The 18,616-nt window shown below is 63.2% G+C and carries 17 protein-coding genes; 8 read left to right on the top strand and 9 right to left on the bottom strand.

The genetic code is table 11. The annotated features are described in order from the left end of the window. Positions 1 to 3: 3 nt before the first annotated feature. From R6G97_RS11300 to pilM, 4 genes are read right to left on the bottom strand one after another with little or no spacing between them, the layout of a single operon-like run. On the bottom strand, positions 4 to 1,239 hold the full coding sequence (locus R6G97_RS11300; RefSeq protein ID WP_324724953.1) for a type IV pilus secretin PilQ: 1,236 nt from the start codon (positions 1,237 to 1,239) through the stop codon (positions 4 to 6). After that, complete coding sequence (locus R6G97_RS11295; RefSeq protein ID WP_317848150.1) at positions 1,196 to 2,212, bottom strand: pilus assembly protein PilP; 1,017 nt, start codon at positions 2,210 to 2,212, stop codon at positions 1,196 to 1,198. The genes R6G97_RS11300 and R6G97_RS11295 overlap by 44 nt, the downstream gene beginning before the upstream one ends. Next, positions 2,209 to 2,745: a PilN domain-containing protein gene (locus tag R6G97_RS11290; RefSeq protein ID WP_317848103.1), complete on the bottom strand. Its 537-nt coding sequence runs from the start codon at positions 2,743 to 2,745 to the stop codon at positions 2,209 to 2,211. The genes R6G97_RS11295 and R6G97_RS11290 overlap by 4 nt, the downstream gene beginning before the upstream one ends. Next, positions 2,745 to 3,665, bottom strand: a complete 921-nt coding sequence (pilM, locus tag R6G97_RS11285; RefSeq protein WP_317848102.1) for a type IV pilus biogenesis protein PilM — start codon at positions 3,663 to 3,665, stop codon at positions 2,745 to 2,747. The genes R6G97_RS11290 and pilM overlap by 1 nt, the downstream gene beginning before the upstream one ends. A 163-nt stretch (positions 3,666 to 3,828) precedes the next feature. Here pilM and R6G97_RS11280 point away from each other — a divergent pair, with 163 nt between their 5' ends. Continuing rightward, positions 3,829 to 6,279 (top strand): penicillin-binding protein 1A, encoded by a 2,451-nt coding sequence (locus tag R6G97_RS11280; RefSeq protein ID WP_435601889.1) that lies wholly within the window; start codon positions 3,829 to 3,831, stop codon positions 6,277 to 6,279. Between the two features lie 145 nt (positions 6,280 to 6,424). Here the strand turns inward: R6G97_RS11280 and R6G97_RS11275 are convergent, their stop codons facing one another. The 3 genes from R6G97_RS11275 to rpmE form a co-directional block, all read right to left on the bottom strand. Further along, the gene (locus tag R6G97_RS11275; RefSeq protein ID WP_043208592.1) at positions 6,425 to 7,693 is read right to left on the bottom strand and encodes a malic enzyme-like NAD(P)-binding protein; all 1,269 of its coding nucleotides are present in this window, start codon (positions 7,691 to 7,693) and stop codon (positions 6,425 to 6,427) included. Positions 7,694 to 7,873: 180 nt separating this feature from the next. Next, entirely contained in the window at positions 7,874 to 8,695 is an 822-nt protein-coding gene (locus R6G97_RS11270; protein ID WP_043208594.1) for a thermonuclease family protein, read from the bottom strand. 2 nt (positions 8,696 to 8,697) lie between these two features. Continuing rightward, positions 8,698 to 8,913 carry a 50S ribosomal protein L31 gene (gene rpmE / locus R6G97_RS11265; protein WP_023378219.1) on the bottom strand — a complete coding sequence of 72 codons (216 nt, stop codon included), beginning with the start codon at positions 8,911 to 8,913 and terminating at the stop codon, positions 8,698 to 8,700. Between the two features lie 170 nt (positions 8,914 to 9,083). On the opposite strand from rpmE, the gene R6G97_RS11260 reads away from it, so the two are divergent. The 3 genes from R6G97_RS11260 to R6G97_RS11250 all read left to right on the top strand — a co-directional run bounded on the left by R6G97_RS11260 (position 9,084) and on the right by R6G97_RS11250 (position 13,940). Continuing rightward, complete coding sequence (locus R6G97_RS11260) at positions 9,084 to 11,303, top strand: primosomal protein N' (protein ID WP_317848101.1); 2,220 nt, start codon at positions 9,084 to 9,086, stop codon at positions 11,301 to 11,303. 191 nt (positions 11,304 to 11,494) lie between these two features. Beyond that, a complete protein-coding gene (gene argS / locus R6G97_RS11255) occupies positions 11,495 to 13,231 on the top strand; it encodes an arginine--tRNA ligase (RefSeq protein WP_317848100.1) in 1,737 nt (578 codons plus the stop codon). Position 13,232: 1 nt separating this feature from the next. Beyond that, positions 13,233 to 13,940 (top strand): SPOR domain-containing protein, encoded by a 708-nt coding sequence (locus R6G97_RS11250; RefSeq protein ID WP_317848099.1) that lies wholly within the window; start codon positions 13,233 to 13,235, stop codon positions 13,938 to 13,940. A 43-nt stretch (positions 13,941 to 13,983) separates the two neighbouring features. On the opposite strand, the gene R6G97_RS11245 is transcribed toward R6G97_RS11250, so the two are convergent. Beyond that, positions 13,984 to 14,400, bottom strand: a complete 417-nt coding sequence (locus R6G97_RS11245) for an NINE protein (RefSeq protein ID WP_043208605.1) — start codon at positions 14,398 to 14,400, stop codon at positions 13,984 to 13,986. A 167-nt stretch (positions 14,401 to 14,567) separates the two neighbouring features. Between R6G97_RS11245 and R6G97_RS11240 the strand changes: the two genes are divergently transcribed. Then, the gene (locus R6G97_RS11240) at positions 14,568 to 15,197 is read left to right on the top strand and encodes a C40 family peptidase (protein WP_043208607.1); all 630 of its coding nucleotides are present in this window, start codon (positions 14,568 to 14,570) and stop codon (positions 15,195 to 15,197) included. A 163-nt stretch (positions 15,198 to 15,360) separates the two neighbouring features. Here the strand turns inward: R6G97_RS11240 and R6G97_RS11235 are convergent, their stop codons facing one another. Then, positions 15,361 to 16,359: a type IV pilus twitching motility protein PilT gene (locus tag R6G97_RS11235; RefSeq protein WP_182816986.1), complete on the bottom strand. Its 999-nt coding sequence runs from the start codon at positions 16,357 to 16,359 to the stop codon at positions 15,361 to 15,363. A gap of 66 nt (positions 16,360 to 16,425) precedes the next feature. Here R6G97_RS11235 and R6G97_RS11230 point away from each other — a divergent pair, with 66 nt between their 5' ends. Genes R6G97_RS11230 through R6G97_RS11220 form a run of 3 tightly spaced genes read left to right on the top strand, consistent with a single transcriptional unit; the run spans position 16,426 to position 18,567 of the window. Beyond that, positions 16,426 to 17,112 carry a YggS family pyridoxal phosphate-dependent enzyme gene (locus R6G97_RS11230; RefSeq protein ID WP_043208611.1) on the top strand — a complete coding sequence of 229 codons (687 nt, stop codon included), beginning with the start codon at positions 16,426 to 16,428 and terminating at the stop codon, positions 17,110 to 17,112. A gap of 38 nt (positions 17,113 to 17,150) precedes the next feature. Continuing rightward, entirely contained in the window at positions 17,151 to 17,969 is an 819-nt protein-coding gene (gene proC / locus R6G97_RS11225) for a pyrroline-5-carboxylate reductase (RefSeq protein ID WP_043208613.1), read from the top strand. Positions 17,970 to 17,979: 10 nt separating this feature from the next. After that, the gene (locus R6G97_RS11220; protein ID WP_043208615.1) at positions 17,980 to 18,567 is read left to right on the top strand and encodes a YggT family protein; all 588 of its coding nucleotides are present in this window, start codon (positions 17,980 to 17,982) and stop codon (positions 18,565 to 18,567) included. Positions 18,568 to 18,616 lie beyond the last annotated feature (49 nt).

The raw sequence follows: 18,616 nt of genomic DNA, 5'->3' as shown, positions 1-18,616 counted from the left end.
GAATCAACGACTCACAGCAATCGCCTGGTCACTCATGATACGCGGAGTCAGGAAGACCAGCAGCTCGGATTTTTTCTCTTGTAATACATCGCGTCGAAACAGCCTGCCAACATACGGCAGATCGCCTAAAAATGGCACCTTGTCGACCACATTGTTTTGCGTGGTCGAGTAAACGCCACCGATGACGATCGTCTCGCCGTCCGCCACCCGCACCTTGGCGTTGACCTCATTCTTGCGGATGGGCGGGACGTTGTTCAGTGCATTGACGTAGTCAGGCTCGTCCTTGGTCACCCTGACAGCCATCACGACTTTGCCATCGGGCGTGATCTGCGGCGTCACCTCAAGCGATAACGATGCCTCGCGAAACGAGATGGAGGTCGCGCCGCTCTTGCTGGTTTCCTGGTAAGGCACCTCGGTACCCTTGATGATCCGCGCGGTCTCCTTGTCAGCGGTGACCACCTTCGGCTGGGAGATGATCTCGCCGTTTCCGCTCTTTTCCATGGCACTGAGCTCCAAGTCCAGCAGCGTCCCGCCTCGTAGCACCCCCAACCCAATGCCGGACGTCCCCCGCTCCACACCCAGGTCCACGAACAGTTCTTTTCCCAGACGAGCGGTATCGCCTTGCAGGGGCGCGCCCCAGCGCACACCCAGGCTTTTTTCGTAATCGACGTTGGCCTCGACGATCCGCGCCTCGATCAGCACTTGTCGCACCGGCACATCCAGCTGCCCCACCAGTCGCCGCAACTCGGCGAGTCGGTCGGCCGGCTGGTAGGCCACCAAGGTGTTGGTCCGTGGGTCGACACTCAGGCTGCCGCGCCCGGTGAGAATGCCCTCGTCGGCGAGCGCGGCCAACAGCAACTCTGCCATGTCCGCCGCCTTGGCGTGATGGATCGGCAGCAGCTCACGCCGCATGGGTTGCAATTGCGCATCCAGCGCCTGCCCAGACCGGGCTTCACGAAACTGCTCCGCCAGCTCCGCGATGGGCGCGACCACCAGAACGTTACCCTCCTCGCGCCGGGCCAGCCCTTTGCTGCGCAATACAAGGTCCAGCGCCTGATCCCAGGGCACGTCTTCCAGGCGCAAGGTAAGACTGCCTTGTACCGTGTCGCTGGCAACCAAGTTGATGCCGGCATGATCGGCCAGCACCTGCAGCGCCGCGCGCACTTCGATGTCCTGGAAATTCAGGGACAGCGGCTCACCTCGATAAAGCGATGCTGTCGCCGCCGGGCTCGACAGCATTGCCATCACCATGCCGATCTTCAGTTTGTTCAGCGTCATCCATGACCTCGTTGTTGACCCGCTTTCCCATGGCCAGGTAGACCGACCGCTCGTGCCAAACTCCCGCGACGAACACACGCTCGCGCACCTCGATCTGGTGTCGATCGATCCGTACCACGACACCCTCATTACGCCCCACACGGTCCCCAGAACGCACCCGATACAACCGTCCAGCCGACCACAGCAGAGCCTGGTGATGCCCAGCCTGCGACAGGCTGCCGACCATCTCCAACTGATCCAGGGGCACGCCAGCCAGCCCCGTCACGGCGGCCTGAGTCGACCGAGGCACGAACAGGTCCACGCGCGGAGGGCGGGCCGCCGGCCTCGCCGGCTCATGGGCCAGCGAGGCCGGTGCCGGCAGTTCTTCGCCCGGGTGATACGAAGCGACCTGCACCTGCAGGCGCAGCAGGCCTGGACGCTTGGGCAAGTCGACCAGCCGCAGGCTCGTTGCCCGCAAGAGACGAACCTGGCCGAACCATTCGTCCAGCCACATCCGCAGCGCGGCATAACGCCCCACGACCTCTACCCGCAGCGGCACCATCTGGTAGCCAGTCTCCACGCGCGCCTGCTCCACATCGAGCTGTTCGAACACCAACCCATGGGCATGTCCCGAACTGGTCAGCTCGTCGAGCAGATCACTCATGTTCACACCCGCAGCCAGGCGCCAACGCGCATCGCGCAACTGCAGCGTGGCATCGTCCAGCGCCAGCCGGGCAGACTCGTGCAGGTGCAGCGCCTGCGAATTGCCCGACAGCGCCAAGTTCAATGATTGCTCTTGGCCCTTGCCCAACTGATAGGTCCGATACCGCCCTTGGAGAAGCCCGAACCACCCGGCAAGCAACACCAGGGCGATCAACGTCGCCAGAATCGCGGCAATGAAACCCCGCGAACGGATCCCCCACTCCCGCCAGTCGGTCATCTCGGCCCACGTCATGACCACGAAACCGGCACCTGGGCCAACAACAAGAACTCTTCACCCGCTGGCACATTGCGAAGGCGTTTTAGCTCCAGCCCCTGCAGGACGGCGGACTGCTCGAGCGCGCGCATGAGCTGCGCCAGGACAGCGGGGGACGCCGCCAACCCAAGCACTTGCACGCGATTTTCCTGCAAGGTCAGTTCGCTCAAGCTCAATCCCTCTGGCATGGCCCGCTCAAGCTCGGCGAACACCACCAAAGGCAGACCTTGATCGGCACGCAGGCGAGCCAGGGCTGAAGTTTGCGCCTGCACGGCCTCGCGCCGCTCACGCAGCCCATCGATGCGCGCGAGCTCCGCTTGCTGCTCTTGCAACAAAGCCTGGCTTTGCGCAATGGCCAATTCCTGGCTCTGCAAACGCTGACGGGCCATATGGTCGAGCAGCATCACGCCGCAGAAGGCGACCAGGACACTGGCGAGCACGGCCAGCTTGAAGCGCCGAACTGCCGCAATGCGCTGCCGTTCGCGCCAGGGAAGTAGGTTCAACCGCAGCATCACTGCCCTCCTCCCAATGCCAGTCCGTAGGCTAGCGCCATGCCACCAGCCTCCCTGCACGACAGCGTGGAATCCATGGCCAGGCCCGCCAGCGCCAGGCCAGCGAAAGGCCAGAGCGACTCACACGGCATCGCCAGTTGCTGCGCGAGCCCTTCCAGCCAGCCGTCTTCCGGCACATCGCACGGTGCGACGTGAAGGCATTCGACGGATGTTCCGGGCAGCGTACTGCGCAGCCAGTGCCCGATACGTTCGAGGCGTTGTGCCTGGTCCTGCTCGGGCACGAAGCGCAACTCCAGACGCTGAGGCATGAAAGGCTCCGACCAGGTATGCACGGTGGCACGAACAGCCTCGATCCTGAGGACCGCCGCTGCGGTAAGTCGGCCAGGGGCGAGCGTGCGGGCCAAGGCCAGGCTGTCGACTTCGACCATCACCAACTGCAAGCCAGCGCTGTGGAACACCTGCTCCAACGGCTCCAACAGACAGTGGCGGCAAGCCCCCACCAGCACGCTCACCTCATCGACCGGCCCCGGCACCGCCTCGAGCGTCTGGAAATCCAGCGCGAGGTCCTGCAATGGAAACGGAAACAGGCGCTCGGCCTCGGCCAGCAACTGCGCCTCCATCTCGCTGTCGGACAATAGCGCCGGCAGCCGATGTACCTTGCAGATCACCTCAGAGCCCGGTAACGCCACTGCGGCCTTACGCTGACGAGACCCACTACGCTGCCAGGCTCGTTGCAAGGCCTTGGCCACCACATCAGGATGTGCCGACCAGTGCCCCGGTGGCGCCTCGAAAGGCTCCACGGCCCAGGCGCAGACTGCATGGCCGCCCTGGCGCCGTTGCAATTGAAGGATTCGAACGGAACCGGAGGCGATTTCCACCCCCAGCAGTGAACCGGCATCCCTGCCGAAACGTCCAAGCATGGTTCTTCCTTGAAAGATCGTCGCAGTGCCGCACTACAGGAGCCGACCGTCCAGGCCGGCCGGTCGCCCCGGCAAAGCGAAAAATGCTTATAATGCCCAGCGTTTTTTCCTGTCCGCCGGACCGCGTGCAATCCACTCCCAACCTGGACACCCAAAAGCCTTGATACGTCTGCTGAAGTTCTTCTGGTGGTCTTTCGTCGCAGTCATCTGCGCGCTCGTACTCGGTGTGAGCGGTGCGTTTCTGTATCTTAGCCCCAGCCTCCCCTCGGTCGAGTCCCTCAGAAGCATCCAGTTGCAGATCCCCTTGAGGGTGTACAGCAGCGACGGCAAGCTGATTGCGGAATTCGGCGAAATGCGCCGCTCGCCTATCCGTTTCGCGGATATTCCCCCACAGTTCATCCAGGCGCTTCTGTCAGCAGAGGACGACAATTTCCTCAATCACTATGGGGTCGATCCGAGCAGCCTGATGCGCGCCGCGACCCAGCTGGTGAAATCTGGCCACATCCAGACCGGTGGCAGCACGATCACCATGCAGGTGGCGAAGAACTTCTTCCTCACCAGCGAGCGCAGTTTCTCGCGCAAAACCAATGAAATCCTCCTGGCCTTGCAGATCGAACGCGAGCTGACCAAGGACGAAATCCTCGAGCTGTACGTCAACAAGATCTACCTGGGCAACCGCGCCTACGGCATCGAAGCCGCTGCACAGGTGTACTACGGCAAGTCCATCCGCGACATCAGCCTGGCCCAGATGGCCATGATCGCTGGCCTGCCCAAGGCGCCGTCTCGCTTCAACCCGCTGGCCAACCCGGTGCGCGCCAAGGAGCGCCGCGACTGGATCCTGGGCCGCATGTACAAGCTCGGCAAGATCGACCAGGCCAGCTACGAGGCCGCCCTGGCCGAGCCGCTCAATGCCAGCTATCACGTCCCGACACCCGAGGTTAACGCGCCCTACATCGCCGAAATGGCCCGCGCCGAAATGGTCGGCCGCTATGGCAGCGATGCCTACACCGAAGGCTTCCGCGTGACCACCACGGTGCCGAGCGACATGCAGGAGATGGCCAACAAGGCCGTGCTCAATGGGTTGACCGACTATGACGAGCGCCATGGCTATCGCGGCCCGGAATCGCGTTTCCCTGGCAAGACCCACGCCGCCTGGCTGCAGGAGCTGAGCAAGCAGCGCACCCTTGGGGGCCTTGAGCCTGCCATCGTCACTCAGGTCGACAAGAGCGGCCTGAAGGTGCTGACCCGCAGTGGCGAAGAGGAGCACGTAGCCTGGGACACCATGAAATGGGCCCGGCCATTCCTCAACAGCAATGCTCAGGGTCGCTCCCCTCAATCGCCCGCCGACGTAGCCCAGGTCGGTGACCTGATCCGTGTGCAGCGCCTGGAAGACGGCAAGCTCAAGTTCAGCCAGGTGCCTGGTGCCCAGAGCGCACTGGTCACTCTGGATCCTTACAACGGCGCCATCCGCGCACTGGTCGGCGGTTTCTCGTTCGAACAGAGCAATTACAACCGCGCCATGCAGGCCAAGCGCCAGCCCGGTTCGAGCTTCAAGCCCTTCGTCTACAGCGCCGCACTGGACAGCGGCTACACCGCCGCCAGCCTGGTCAACGACGCACCGATCGTGTTCGTCGACGAGTACCTGGACAAGGTCTGGCGCCCGAAGAACGACACCAACACCTTCCTCGGCCCGATCCGCATGCGCGAAGCCCTGTACAAGTCGCGCAACCTGGTCTCGATCCGACTGCTGCAATCGATGGGCGTGGGCAAGACCATCGACTACATCGCCAAGTTTGGCTTCAACAAGCAGGACCTGCCGCCGAACCTGTCTCTGGCATTGGGGACCGCAACCCTCACGCCGATGGAAATCGCCACGGGCTGGAGCACTTTCGCCAACGGCGGCTACAAGATCAGCCCCTATCTGATCGAACGCATCGAGAGCCGCAACGGCGAAACCCTGTTCACCGCCAATCCGGCGAGGGTTCCTCAAGAGGGTCAGGACCAGGCCGGCATCGCCGCGCCGGAACAGCCGATCAGCATCCAGCCGCTGCCAGGCGAAGCACCCTCGACACTGGGCCAGGTGGCACCCGCGCCACAGGCACCGGTCGTGGCCGAGCGCATCGTCGACGGTCGTACCACCTATATTCTCACCAGCATGCTGCAGGACGTGATCAAGCGCGGCACCGGCCGCCGCGCCCTGGCCCTTGGTCGAAACGATCTGGCGGGCAAGACCGGCACCACCAACGAGTCCAAGGACGCCTGGTTCACTGGCTACAACGCCGACTACGTGACGACCGTGTGGGTTGGCTTCGACCAGCCGGAGACCCTGGGCCGGCGCGAGTATGGCGGCACCGCCGCGCTGCCGATCTGGATGAACTTCATGGGTGCGGCGCTCAAAGGCAAGCCCGAGCACGCCCCAGCCGAACCGGAAGGCATCCTCAGCCTGCGGGTCGATCCGGTCAGCGGCCGCGCCGCCACGCCAAGCACTCCGAATGCCTATTTCGAGCTCTTCAAGGCCGAGGATTCCCCGCCTTCGGTAGACGAGCTGGGCAACGGTGCGGCACCAGGCAGCCCGCTGCCGGCCGATGAAGCGGCGCCGATGGATCTGTTCTAAGCAGCACAAGCGACAAGCAAGAAGAAGGGCGCGCCGGCTCTCCCGGCCCCTCTACAGACAACCTCGAACAACGTGTCGCTCGCAGCTCCAAACTCGAAGCAAAAAAAACCGGCTCATTTGAGCCGGTTCTTTTTTGCGTTCTGCATTAACCGTTGAACACGTCGTTCACGTTCTGCAGTGGGTAGTGCTTCGGATACGGCAGGGTTGCAACGCCGGACTCGATGGCAGCCTTGGCCACGGCATCGGAGACGACGGTGATCAGGCGTGGGTCCATCGGCTTCGGAATGATGTACTCACGGCCGAATTCCAGCGCCTGCACGCCGTAGGCGTCGCAGACTTCCTGCGGCACTGGCAGCTTGGCCAGGTCCTTCAGGGCGATGGCGGCGGCGATTTTCATTTCTTCGTTGATGCGCTTGGCACGTACGTCCAGAGCGCCACGGAAGATGAACGGGAAGCCCAGCACGTTGTTGACCTGGTTCGGGTAGTCGGAACGACCGGTAGCCATGATCACGTCGCTGCGGGTCTGGTGGGCCAGCTCTGGCTTGATCTCCGGATCCGGGTTCGAGCATGCGAACACGATCGGGTTCGCAGCCATGCTCTTCAGGCCTTCCGGGCTCAGCAGGTTCGGGCCGGACAGACCCACGAAGACATCGGCACCTTCCAGTGCGTCAGCCAGGGTGCGTTTGTCGGTCGCGTGCGCGAATTGGGCCTTGTACTGGTTCAGATCGTCACGGCCTGCGTGGATCACGCCGGTGCGGTCGATCATGAAGATGTTCTCGACCTTGGCACCCATGCTGACCAGCAGCTTCATGCAAGAGATGGCGGCAGCGCCAGCGCCCAGGCAAACGATCTTGGCTTCGTCGAGCTTCTTGCCGGCGATTTCCAAGGCGTTGATCATGCCGGCCGCAGTGACGATCGCGGTGCCGTGCTGGTCATCGTGGAAGACCGGAATGTCGCACTGCTCGATCAGCGTGCGCTCGATCTCGAAGCACTCAGGCGCCTTGATGTCTTCCAGGTTGATGCCACCGAAGGTGATGGAAATACGCTTGACGGTGTCGATGAAGGCTTGCGGGCTTTCGGAGTCGACTTCGATGTCGAATACGTCGATGCCAGCGAAACGCTTGAACAGAACACCCTTGCCTTCCATGACCGGCTTGGACGCCAGCGGACCCAGGTCACCCAGGCCGAGGATGGCGGTACCATCGGAAATCACCGCAACCAGGTTGCCTTTGCCGGTGTACTTGTAGGCCAGCTCTGGATCACGGCCGATCTCACGCACAGGCTCGGCGACACCCGGGCTGTAGGCCAGGGCCAGGTCACGGGCGGTTGCGGTCGGCTTGGTGAGTTCGACGCTCAGTTTCCCCGGACGAGGCTGAGCGTGGTATTCGAGAGCGGCGGTTTTCAGGTCTGACATGGTGGGCATTCCGCTTGTTTACTGTTCTGACGGACCGCCGAGGATACGCAAAGAGCCGGGGGGCCACAAGACTGCCCGGTCACTTGTGTCAAGGCCTTTAGCCTACGACTTTACGCTATAACCCACGGGGGCATACACCATCAAGTGTGTACAATTTAATAGCGAAATGTCTACAACTATTTACCCTGAAATCCGTTCGAGCATGCTCGGATCGGTCAACGGCAATTCCCAGCGTCGCTGCCCAGGCTTCAGCCCACCCTTGCGGGAACGATCCAGCACCCAGCCGCGCGCCTCGACCTGGCGTCCCTTGAGGTTATCGAAGAAGCTCGAGGGGAAGTTGCGCTGCAGACGAGCGGGAATGCGAAGCACCACCGCATTGCCAAGTTCCAGCCAAACACCACCACGATTGCGCTCGATAGCCTTTACTTTGCCGCTTATGACAGCAAAGCCCGACTGCCGGACATCACCCTCTCGCAGCACTGGCGACTGCCGCCATAACCCGATCCGCGCCGCCCTGGCCGCCTGCTCGGCCTGTTGCTGGCAGCGGGAAAGCTTGACGTTGGGCGCCACCGCGACGCGATAGCCCAAGCCCTCGCTGAGCAGTGTGGCTTCAAGATTGTTGCCATCCCGGCCATAGATGTGCGCCAAGGTGCGACCGTACTTGTCCTTTCCCTCTACCCCCGGCACCAGCCCGACCCGACCGTCGCTGGCTTTGACCAACGCCTGCAAACGCTGCCTGGCGGCCTCGGCATAGGGCTCGCTGGTGCGACCTTTACGGCCGATTTCCGGTGCATTGATGCCGATCATCCGAACGCTGCGTCCATCACTCAGACGCAAGGTGTCGCCATCGACCACCTGTCGCACCGCCACCTGCTGCGGCTTGTCGGGTAATGGGCAGAAAGCCAGCGCGGGAAAATGCCAGATCGCGCCCACAAAAAAAGCGCCCACAAGGGGCGCCTTTTTTTGCAGCAGCGCGAAACCCGAGGGATTCGCCATGCGCATGATTACTTCTTGGTACCGAACATACCGAAGCGATCGGCGAACTTCTGTACGCGACCACCGGTGTCCAGGACTTTCTGCTTACCAGTGTAGAACGGGTGGCACTGGGAGCACACGTCGATCGCCAGCGGCTTGGCCAGGGTCGAACGGGTTTCGAATTTGTTGCCGCAGCTGCAGGTGACTGCAACTACTTCGTAGTTCGGATGAATATCTGCTTTCATGGTCACTTCCTCGAGCTGCGTGCCGCCACCCAACACCAATTGTTGAATACCGCACGTAATTAGGCGGCGAATAATACCAGAGCAAGGCGCCAGCGCAAGTTGTCGCGATCACCGACTGTCGTCTGCTAGGCTCGCGGAACTTGTAAACCTGCCATCCAGAGACCTCCCGCGTGTCCGACGTCATTCTGCGCCTAGCCCTGCCCTCGCCTTTGCGTCGCCTGTTCGACTATAGGGCGCCAGCAAGCATGGCCCGCCAGGCCTTGACGCCTGGCATGCGCATCCGCGTGCCGTTTGGCCGCCGGGAGATGATCGGCGTACTGGTGGAGGTCTGCGACAAGAGCGAAGTGCCCGCCGACAAGCTCAAGCCCGCCAGTGCCCTGCTCGATCCGGTCTCACCGCTGCCGTCGGCACTGTTCAAGCTGTGCCTGTGGACCGCGCAGTACTACCAGCACAGCCTCGGCGACACCTTGAACTGGGCCTTGCCCACCTTGTTGCGCCAGGGCGAGCCGGCCGAGATGCGCCAAGAGCGTTTTTGGCATGTCGCTCCCGGCGCCCGCCTCGAAGACCCGCGTATCGCACGCGCTCCCCGCCAGCGTGACGCCCTCAAGGCCCTGGCCCAGCATCCGCACGGCGTCGCCCACAGCGTGCTGTCCAAGCTGGGCCTGAGCAAGGACAGCCTCGATTTGCTGCTGGCCAAGGAACTGGTTCAGGTAGAGGTCCGCCGCCATTTGCCCCAGCCCCGTCACGAACACTGGCTGGCACAGCCGGAGCTGCCCCTGAACGAAGAGCAACTGGCCGCATTCGACGCCGTGCGCTCGGGCTTCGGCGCCTTCCATGCCTTCTTGCTGGCGGGGGTGACCGGTAGCGGCAAGACCGAGGTTTACCTGCAACTGATCCGTGAAACCCTCGAGGCCGGCAAACAAGCACTGATCCTGATTCCGGAAATCAACCTTGGGCCGCAGACCTTGGCGCGCTTCGAGCAACGCTTCAACGCTCGCATCGCCCTGCTGCATTCGGCGGTCGGTGATCGCGAACGCCTGGATGCCTGGCTCGCCGCCCGCGACGGCGAGGCCGATATCATCATCGGCACCCGCTCGGCACTGTTCACACCGATGAAAAATCCCGGGCTGATCATCATCGACGAGGAGCACGACGGCTCCTATAAACAGCAGGAAGGCCTGCGCTACCACGCCCGGGACCTGGCCGTGGTCCGCGCCCACCAAGAGAACATCCCGATCCTGCTGGGCTCGGCCACCCCCTCGCTGGAAAGCCTGCACAATGCCCACAGCGGCCGCTACGGCCTGCTGCGCATGAATCAACGCGCCGGCGGCGCTCGCGCACCGCGCTTCCTGCGCCTGGACGTACGCAGCCTGCCGCTGGACAGCGGCATCAGCGGCCCGCTGCAACAGGCCATCCGCCAGACCCTGGAAGCAGGCCAGCAAGTGCTGGTGTTCCTCAATCGCCGCGGCTTCGCGCCGACCCTGCTGTGCCACGATTGCGGCTGGCTGTCCGAATGCCCCCGCTGCGACGCCCGGATGACGGTGCACCAGCGCTCCGGCGTGTTGCGCTGCCACCACTGCGGCCACGACGAACGCCTGCCCCACCAGTGCCCGCAATGCGCCCATGTCGACCTGCGCCCGGTGGGCGCGGGTACCGAGCGCGCCGAGGAGCGCCTGAAGGTGCTGTTCCCGGACTATCCCATCCTGCGGGTCGACCGCGACAGCACATCGCGCAAGGATGCGATGCACAACCTGTTCACCACTATTCAGCGCGGACAGCCGAGCATCCTGGTCGGCACCCAGATGCTGGCCAAGGGTCACCACTTCCCCCGGGTAACCCTGGTGGCCATCCTCGACGCCGATGGCGGCCTGTTCTCCGGGGACTTCCGCGCCAGCGAACGCATGGCGCAGTTGATCGTCCAGGTCGCCGGCCGCGCTGGTCGGGCAGAGGAGCCCGGCAAGGTGATCATCCAGACCCACCTGGCCGAACATCCGCTGCTGGTGCAACTGATCGAGCAAGGGTATTTCGCCTTTGCCGAGCAGGCCCTGAGCGAACGCCGCGCGGCCGGCCTGCCGCCCTTCTCCCACCTCGCCCTGCTCCGGGCCGAGGCGCACAAGCCAGGCCAGGCCGAGGGTTTTCTGGACGAGGCCTGCAGCGCCGCTGAACGGCTGTTGGCCGAGCAGAACCTGCAGGGTATCGAGCTGCTCGGCCCGGTACCTGCGCCCATGGAGCGCCGTGCGGGGCGTTTCCGCGCGCAATTGTTGCTCCAGGCCAATGCCCGAGCGCCCTTGCATCGACTGATCAGCGCTTGGTTGCTAGTGTTGGAACACATGCCATCCGGGCGCCAGGTGCGCTGGTCGCTGGACGTAGATCCGGTCGACCTTTATTGAGCTGCAAGCAACAAGCAAGGGCAGGCCGTGCACGCTGCGCTTTTTTTGCAGCTTGAAGCTTGAAGCTTGCCGCTCCATACCCAGCTTGCCGCTCAAAGGTTGGCAACACGCCCCCGGGAACGGATAATGCCCAGTTTTTCCACCTGCGCATCGAAGCGCCCCACCGCGCTTGCGGTCGAAAAGAGAACGCCATGAAAGACACCATTCGCCAGCTCATCCAGCAAGCCCTCACCCAACTCGTCACCGACGGCGTGCTGCCTGAGGGACTGACGCCGGCGATCCAGGTGGAAAACGCCCGGGACAAGACCCACGGCGACTTCGCCAGCAACATCGCCATGATGCTGGCCAAGCCGGCCGGCATGAAGCCGCGCGACCTGGCTGAAAAGCTCATCGACGCCCTGCCGGCCAGCGCCGACATCACCAAGGTCGAGATTGCAGGCCCGGGCTTTTTGAACTTCTTCCAGAACACCCAGGCCTTGGCCAACCGCCTGGACGCAGCCCTGACAGACGATCATCTGGGCGTGCGCAAAGCCGGCCCTAGCGAGAAAGTGGTGATCGACATGTCGGCACCGAACCTGGCCAAAGAGATGCACGTCGGCCACCTGCGCTCGACCATCATCGGCGACAGCGTCGCACGCGTGCTGGAGTTTCTCGGCGACCAAGTGATCCGCCAGAACCACGTGGGCGACTGGGGCACCCAGTTCGGCATGCTGCTGGCCTACCTGGAAGAAAACCCGATCACCAGCGACGAGCTGTCGGACCTGGAGAACTTCTACCGCGCGGCGAAAAAGCGCTTCGACGAGTCCGAGGAATTCGCCACCCGCGCCCGTGGCCTGGTGGTCAAGCTGCAAGCCGGCGACCCTGAGTGCATGGCCCTGTGGACCCGCTTCAAGGACATCTCCCTGTCCCACTGCCAGAAGACCTACGAGCTGCTCAACGTCAAGCTGACCATGGCCGACGTGATGGGCGAAAGCGCCTACAACGGCGACCTGGCCAACGTGGTCGCCGACCTCAAGGCCAAGGGCCTGCTGGTCGAAGATCAGGGCGCCCAGTGCGTGTTCCTCGATGAATTCAAGAATGCCGAAGGCGAGCCGCTGCCGGTGATCGTGCAGAAGGCCGATGGCGGCTACCTCTATGCCACCACCGACCTGGCGGCCGTCCGCTATCGCAGCAACGTCCTCAAGGCCGACCGTGCCCTGTACTTCGTCGACCAGCGCCAGGCCCTGCACTTCAACCAGGTGTTCGAAGTCGCGCGCCGCGCAGGCTTCGTCGGCCACCCAATGCAGATGGAACACATGGGCTTCGGCACCATGAACGGCGCTGACGGCCGCCCGTTCAAGACACGTGACGGCGGCACCGTAAAACTGATCGACCTGCTGACCGAGGCCAAGGAGCGTGCCTACGCACTGGTCAAGGACAAGAATCCGAGCCTGTCCGAAGACGAACTGCGCCACATTGGTGAAGTGGTCGGGATCGGCGCGGTGAAGTACGCCGACCTGTCCAAGCACCGCACCAGCGACTACAGCTTCAACTTCGAGCTGATGCTCAACTTCGACGGCAACACCGCACCCTACCTGCTGTATGCCTACACCCGAGTGGCCAGCGTATTCCGCAAGCTGGGCAAGGGCTTCGAGGAAGTCGAGGGCAACATCGTCCTGCAGGCGACCCATGAGCAGGATCTGGCCGCTCGCCTGGCGCAGTTCGGTGAAGTACTCAACAATGTCGCCGAGAAGGGCACCCCACATGTGCTGTGCAGCTACCTGTACGACATCGCAGGCCTGTTCTCCAGCTTCTACGAGAACTGCCCGATCCTCGCCGCCGAAACCGCCGAACAGCAGCAAAGCCGTCTGCGTCTGGCCGCTCTGACCGGCCGTACGCTCAAGCAAGGTCTGGAACTGCTCGGCCTGGAAACCCTGGAGCGCATGTAAGTTGGCTGCCAAGAAAAAACCTGCACCCAAGCGTGGCGCCAGCCGCAACCAGGCACCGGCCAAACAGCCGATTCCTGGTTGGATCTGGCTGGCGGTCGGCCTCACCGTAGGCGCTTTCGTTGTCTTTTTGATGAAGCTCGAGCCAGGCAGCGAAGACATCAAGCGCGCCAAGCCTGAGCAGCAAAAACCCGCCAAGGTCGCCGAAGCCGGAAAGACCAGCGCACCGACGACACAGCAGCCGGTCAAGCCGAAGTACGACTTCTACACCCTGCTGCCGGAGTCAGAGGTCATCGTGCCGCCGGAGGCCGTACCGGAGAAAACCCCACCGGTACCGGCCCAGCCAGTGCAGCCGGTCAAGCCGGTAACGCCAGCGGAAGCTGCGAAGATCGATACCGCGCGCGCCCAGGCCGCCCTGATGGGGCAGACGCCTCTACCCGCCCCTCCGGTGATCAAGCCTGCGGCGACTACCACTTTCTTCCTGCAGGCCGGCTCGTTCCGCAAACAGGCCGATGCCGACAAGGTTCGTGCGCAAATCATCCTGCTTGGCCAAGCGGTCAAGGTGGAGTCAGGGACAGTGAAAGATGAAACCTGGTACCGCGTCCTGGTCGGCCCGTTCAGCAACCGTGAGCAGTTGACGGTCGCCCAGAAGCAGCTTGCCGGGGCAGGGTTCAGCAACCTGCTGCTGCAACAGCGCCAGACCCGCCAGTAACGAAAAAGGCCTTGCCGCTCGATGCGACAAGGCCTTTTTTCTGTCAGCGGCGCTGGGCGTTGACCTGGGAGATCTGGCTGTTCAAGGTCCAGAAATCGTACAGCACACCAATCAGGAACAAGCCCCCGGTGAGCAGATAGATCAACGCGCTGATCCACTTGCCCAGGTACAGCCGGTGCACGCCGAAGATCCCGAGGAACGTCAGGAAGATCCAGGCCAGGTTGTAGTCCACGCGACCGGACTGAAAGCGCATGTCCGCCTCACGGTCCATCGACGGAATCAGGAACAGGTCGATCAGCCAGCCGATACCGAGTAACCCCAGGGTGAAGAACCAGATCGTCCCGGTGATCGGCTTGCCGTAGTAGAAGCGGTGCGAGCCGGTGAAACCGAAGATCCACAAGAGGTAGCCAAGGACCTTGCTGTGGGTGTCGTGCAGCCCACCCTGTTGATAACCGTTCATGCTTGTCCTCCGTGGGTTAGCAAAAAATTTTCTAACGGAAAATGTGACTTTTCCGTGGGAAGCCGACGTATGGTACCCGCGCAATCGACCAACGGAGCAAAAAATCACCCGAAGCTGTTATAGAGTTGCGCGCCAAAGCCAACACATACCTAAAAAGAGCTTCAACTATGCCGCCTCTGTTCAAGACATGGCTGACCCTCTGCCTATTGTTGCCCCTGGCCGCCCACGCCACCAATCGTGAGCAACGTCTTCCCAATGGTTTCACCGGCTATACCACCAACGCCTCGGTGAAACACGCGCCGGTCAAATACAGCACCTTGCGCGCCCGCCCAAGCAATGCCGCCAAGGCTTCGAGCAATCTGCCCGTCGTGGCCATGTCGGCCAAGCAGAGCAGCAACGTGCTCAGCCGCGCAGTGAATGTACTGGGCACGCCCTATCGTTGGGGCGGCAGCAGCCCGAGCAAGGGCTTCGACTGCAGCGGCCTGGTCAAGTACGCCTTCACCGATGTCGCCGACGTCGACCTGCCGCGCACCTCCAATGCCATGGCCAAAGGGCACGGCGTCAAAGTCGCAAAAAGCGACCTCAAGCCTGGCGACCTGATCTTCTTCAACATCAAGAGCCGCCGGGTCAACCACGTCGCCATCTACCTGGGCAATGACCGCTTCATCCATGCGCCACGCACCGGCAAGCGGGTGAGCATCGACACCCTGAGCAAGCCGTACTGGCAGAAGCACTACGTGGTGGCCAAGCGCGTGCTGCCTAAAGAACAGCAGACCCTGGCCCTGGCCAAACGCTGACCTGCCCCTCGGTGGAGCCCAGGTTCTTCGAACTGCCTGACATCACCGGGACTGCTGCTCGGCCCATTCGCCGGTGAACCCGCTCCCACAAGAACCGCGCCAATCCCAGCTCCGCGCGGTGGGTGGAGGCGGTTTTATCCGCGAATGGGCCGAAGATCCAACCTCAGCCTGACGCGATCAGCCCCGCCCCCTGCAATTGCTGCATCGCCATCTCCATCGTCCTCATACCCGCCGCCGCTCCGGTCTGCATCACTGAATGCAACTGCGCCATGCGACCTTCACGGATCAGGTTGCGTACGGCGGGCGTAGCCACCAGCACTTCCCTGGCCGCCACACGCCCGCCATCCAATCGTCTGATCAATGTCTGCGCCACCACCATGCGCAACGACTCAGCCAGCATGCCCCGCACCAGAGCCTTTTCCTCTGGCGCAAACACCTCCACCAGGCGGTCGATGCTGTTCACCGCCGAGCGGGTATGCACCGTCGCCAGCACCAGGTGCCCCGTTTCCGCAGCGCGCAAGGCCAGGCGGATGGTTTCCAGATCACGCAGCTCGCCGATCACGACTACATCCGGATCCTGGCGCAATGCACTGCGCAGGCCTTGGGCAAAATTTCGGCAGTCGCGGCCGATCTCGCGCTGGTTGACCAGACTGCGCTGGCCGCTGTGGATAACTTCGATGGGGTCTTCGAGGGTGACGATGTGCAGCGCCTGCGTTCGATTGAGCTGATCGATCAGAGCCGCCAGGGTCGATGACTTGCCGCTGCCTGTCGGCCCGCCGACCAGCACGAGGCCATCGCGCCACTGGGCAATCGCTTGAAACACTTCCTCTAGGCCCAGCTCATCGAGCCTGGGAATGCGAGCCGGCAGCAGTCGCAGGCTCACGCCTGGCCCACGATGCTGGCGATAGAGGTTCGCACGCACGCGCACGGCGCCTGGCAGTATCAATGCGATATCCAGCTCATCGCCCTGCGCCCACTGGCGGCGCTGGGCTTCATCGAGCAGCGGAGCAAACCCATCGTTCAGGGTCGCAGCCGCCAGAGGCGGCAGATCCAGGCGCTGCAGCTCGCCGTCCAGGCGCAGCACCGGTACTTCGCCCGTCGCCAGGTGCAGGTCGCAAGCGCCCGCAGCCACGGCCCGGGCCAACAGGTCGGTCACATCCATGAGACTCCCCAAAGGCCATCAAGCAGGTAGAATGCCGCAGACCACTGAGCCGTCGGCATCGATTCCATGTCCACCATAGCAGACAACCTGTCCGCCCTCGCCGCTCGCATCGACAGCGCGGCCAAGGCTGCCGGACGCGACCCGGCCAGCATTCAACTGCTGGCGGTGAGCAAGACCAAACCCGCCAATGCCGTGCGCGAAGCCCACGCCGCTGGCGTGCTCCACGTCGGCGAAAACTACCTCCAGGAAGCCTTGGCCAAGCAGGAAGAATTACGCGACCTGCCCTTGACCTGGCACTTCATCGGCCCCATCCAGTCGAACAAGACCCGTTCAATCGCCGAACATTTCGACTGGGTACATTCCGTGGACCGTCTGAAGATCGCCCAACGCCTGTCCGAACAACGCCCTGCCGACCTGGCACCGCTGAATGTCTGCCTGCAGGTGAACGTCAGTGGCGAGGACAGCAAGTCCGGCTGCCAGCCAGCCGATGTGCCGGCCCTGGCCAGTGCCATTGCCAGTCTGCCCGGCCTGCGTCTGCGGGGCTTGATGGCGATCCCCGAACCCACCGAGGACCGTGTCGCCCAGGAAGCGGCCTTCGCCACCCTGCGCCAGTTGCAGGAGGGCCTTGGACTGGGCCTGGACACCTTGTCCATGGGCATGAGCCATGACCTGGAAGCGGCCATTGCACAGGGAGCGACCTGGGTGCGCATCGGTACCGCCCTGTTCGGTGCCCGCGACTACGGACGCCCCTGATTCCATGCTTTACTCACTCTTTCCTTCAAGGACCTGACATGAGCAAGACACGTATTGCCTTTATCGGCGCCGGCAACATGGCCGCCAGCCTGATCGGCGGCCTGCGTGCCCAGGGTCTGGACGCCGCGCAGATCCGCGCCAGCGACCCGGGCGCCGAGACCCGGGCCAAGATCCAGGCCGAGCACGGCATCGAAGCCTTCGAAGACAACGCCCAGGCCATCGCCGACGCGGATGTGATCGTCCTGTCGGTCAAGCCGCAGGTCATGAAGGCCGTGTGCCAGGCTCTGCAGCCCAATCTGGCGCCAGGTCAACTGATCGTTTCCATCGCCGCCGGCATCACTTGCGCCAGCCTGCAAGCCTGGCTGGGCCCACGCCCGGTGGTTCGCTGCATGCCCAACACTCCGGCCCTGTTGCGCGAAGGCGCCAGTGGCCTGTACGCCACCGCCGAGGTGTCTGCCGAGCAGCGGCAGCAGGCCGAGCAACTGTTGCGCGCCGTGGGCACCGCCCTATGGCTGGACCAGGAGCAGCAACTCGATGCCGTCACCGCCGTCTCCGGCAGTGGTCCGGCTTATTTCTTCCTGCTGATCGAAGCCATGACCGCAGCCGGCGAAAAACTTGGCCTGCCGCGTGAAACCGCCTCGCAGTTGACCTTGCAGACCGCACTGGGCGCCGCACGCATGGCCGTCTCCAGCGACGTGGACGCCGCCGAGCTGCGTCGGCGCGTCACCTCGCCAGCCGGTACCACGGAAGCGGCGATCAAATCGTTCCAGGGCAACGGCTTCGAGGCGCTCGTCGAGCAGGCACTGGAGGCCGCGGCAAAACGTTCCGCCGAGCTGGCCGAGCAATTGGGCAAATAAGGAGCTGTCGATGAATGCATTGTCCGGCGCCATGATCTTCGTGGTGCAAACCCTGGTCAGCCTGTACCTGGTGATCGTCCTGCTGCGCTTCGTGCTGCAACTGGTCAAGGCCGACTTCTACAACCCCCTGAGCCAGTTCGCGGTGCGCGCCACCCAGCCGCTGCTCAAGCCGCTGCGCCGCATCATCCCCAGCATCGGCGGCCTGGACACCTCGTCCTTGCTGCTGTCGGTGGCCATCCAGGCGCTGTTGATGGCCTTCGTGATGATGTTCGTGCTCTACAGCTACAGCCCGCTGCAACTGGTGATCTGGGCGATCATCGGCGTGACCTCGCTGTTTTTGAAGATCTTCTGGGTGGCGATGATCGTCATGGTGATCGTCTCGTGGGTCGCGCCCAACAGCCACAACCCTGCCGCCGAACTGGCCTACCAGATCAGCGAGCCGGTGCTGGCGCCGTTCCGCAAGCTCATTCCTAACCTGGGCGGGCTGGATATTTCGCCGATCTTCGCCTTCCTGGCGATCCAGGTCATCCAGTCCTACGCCATGCCGGTACTTGCCGAATATGTCGGCATGCCGGAGATCCTCTGGCGCATGATCTGACCCTGGTGTTTCCAGCGGCAAGCCTTTGCTTGCCGCTGGGGATAGCGCT

This window comes from Pseudomonas sp. HTZ2, from assembly GCF_033173945.1.
In the GTDB taxonomy this organism is placed as follows: Bacteria; Pseudomonadota; Gammaproteobacteria; order Pseudomonadales; family Pseudomonadaceae; genus Aquipseudomonas; species Aquipseudomonas guariconensis.
This window is presented reverse-complemented; position numbering and strand designations above follow the sequence as displayed.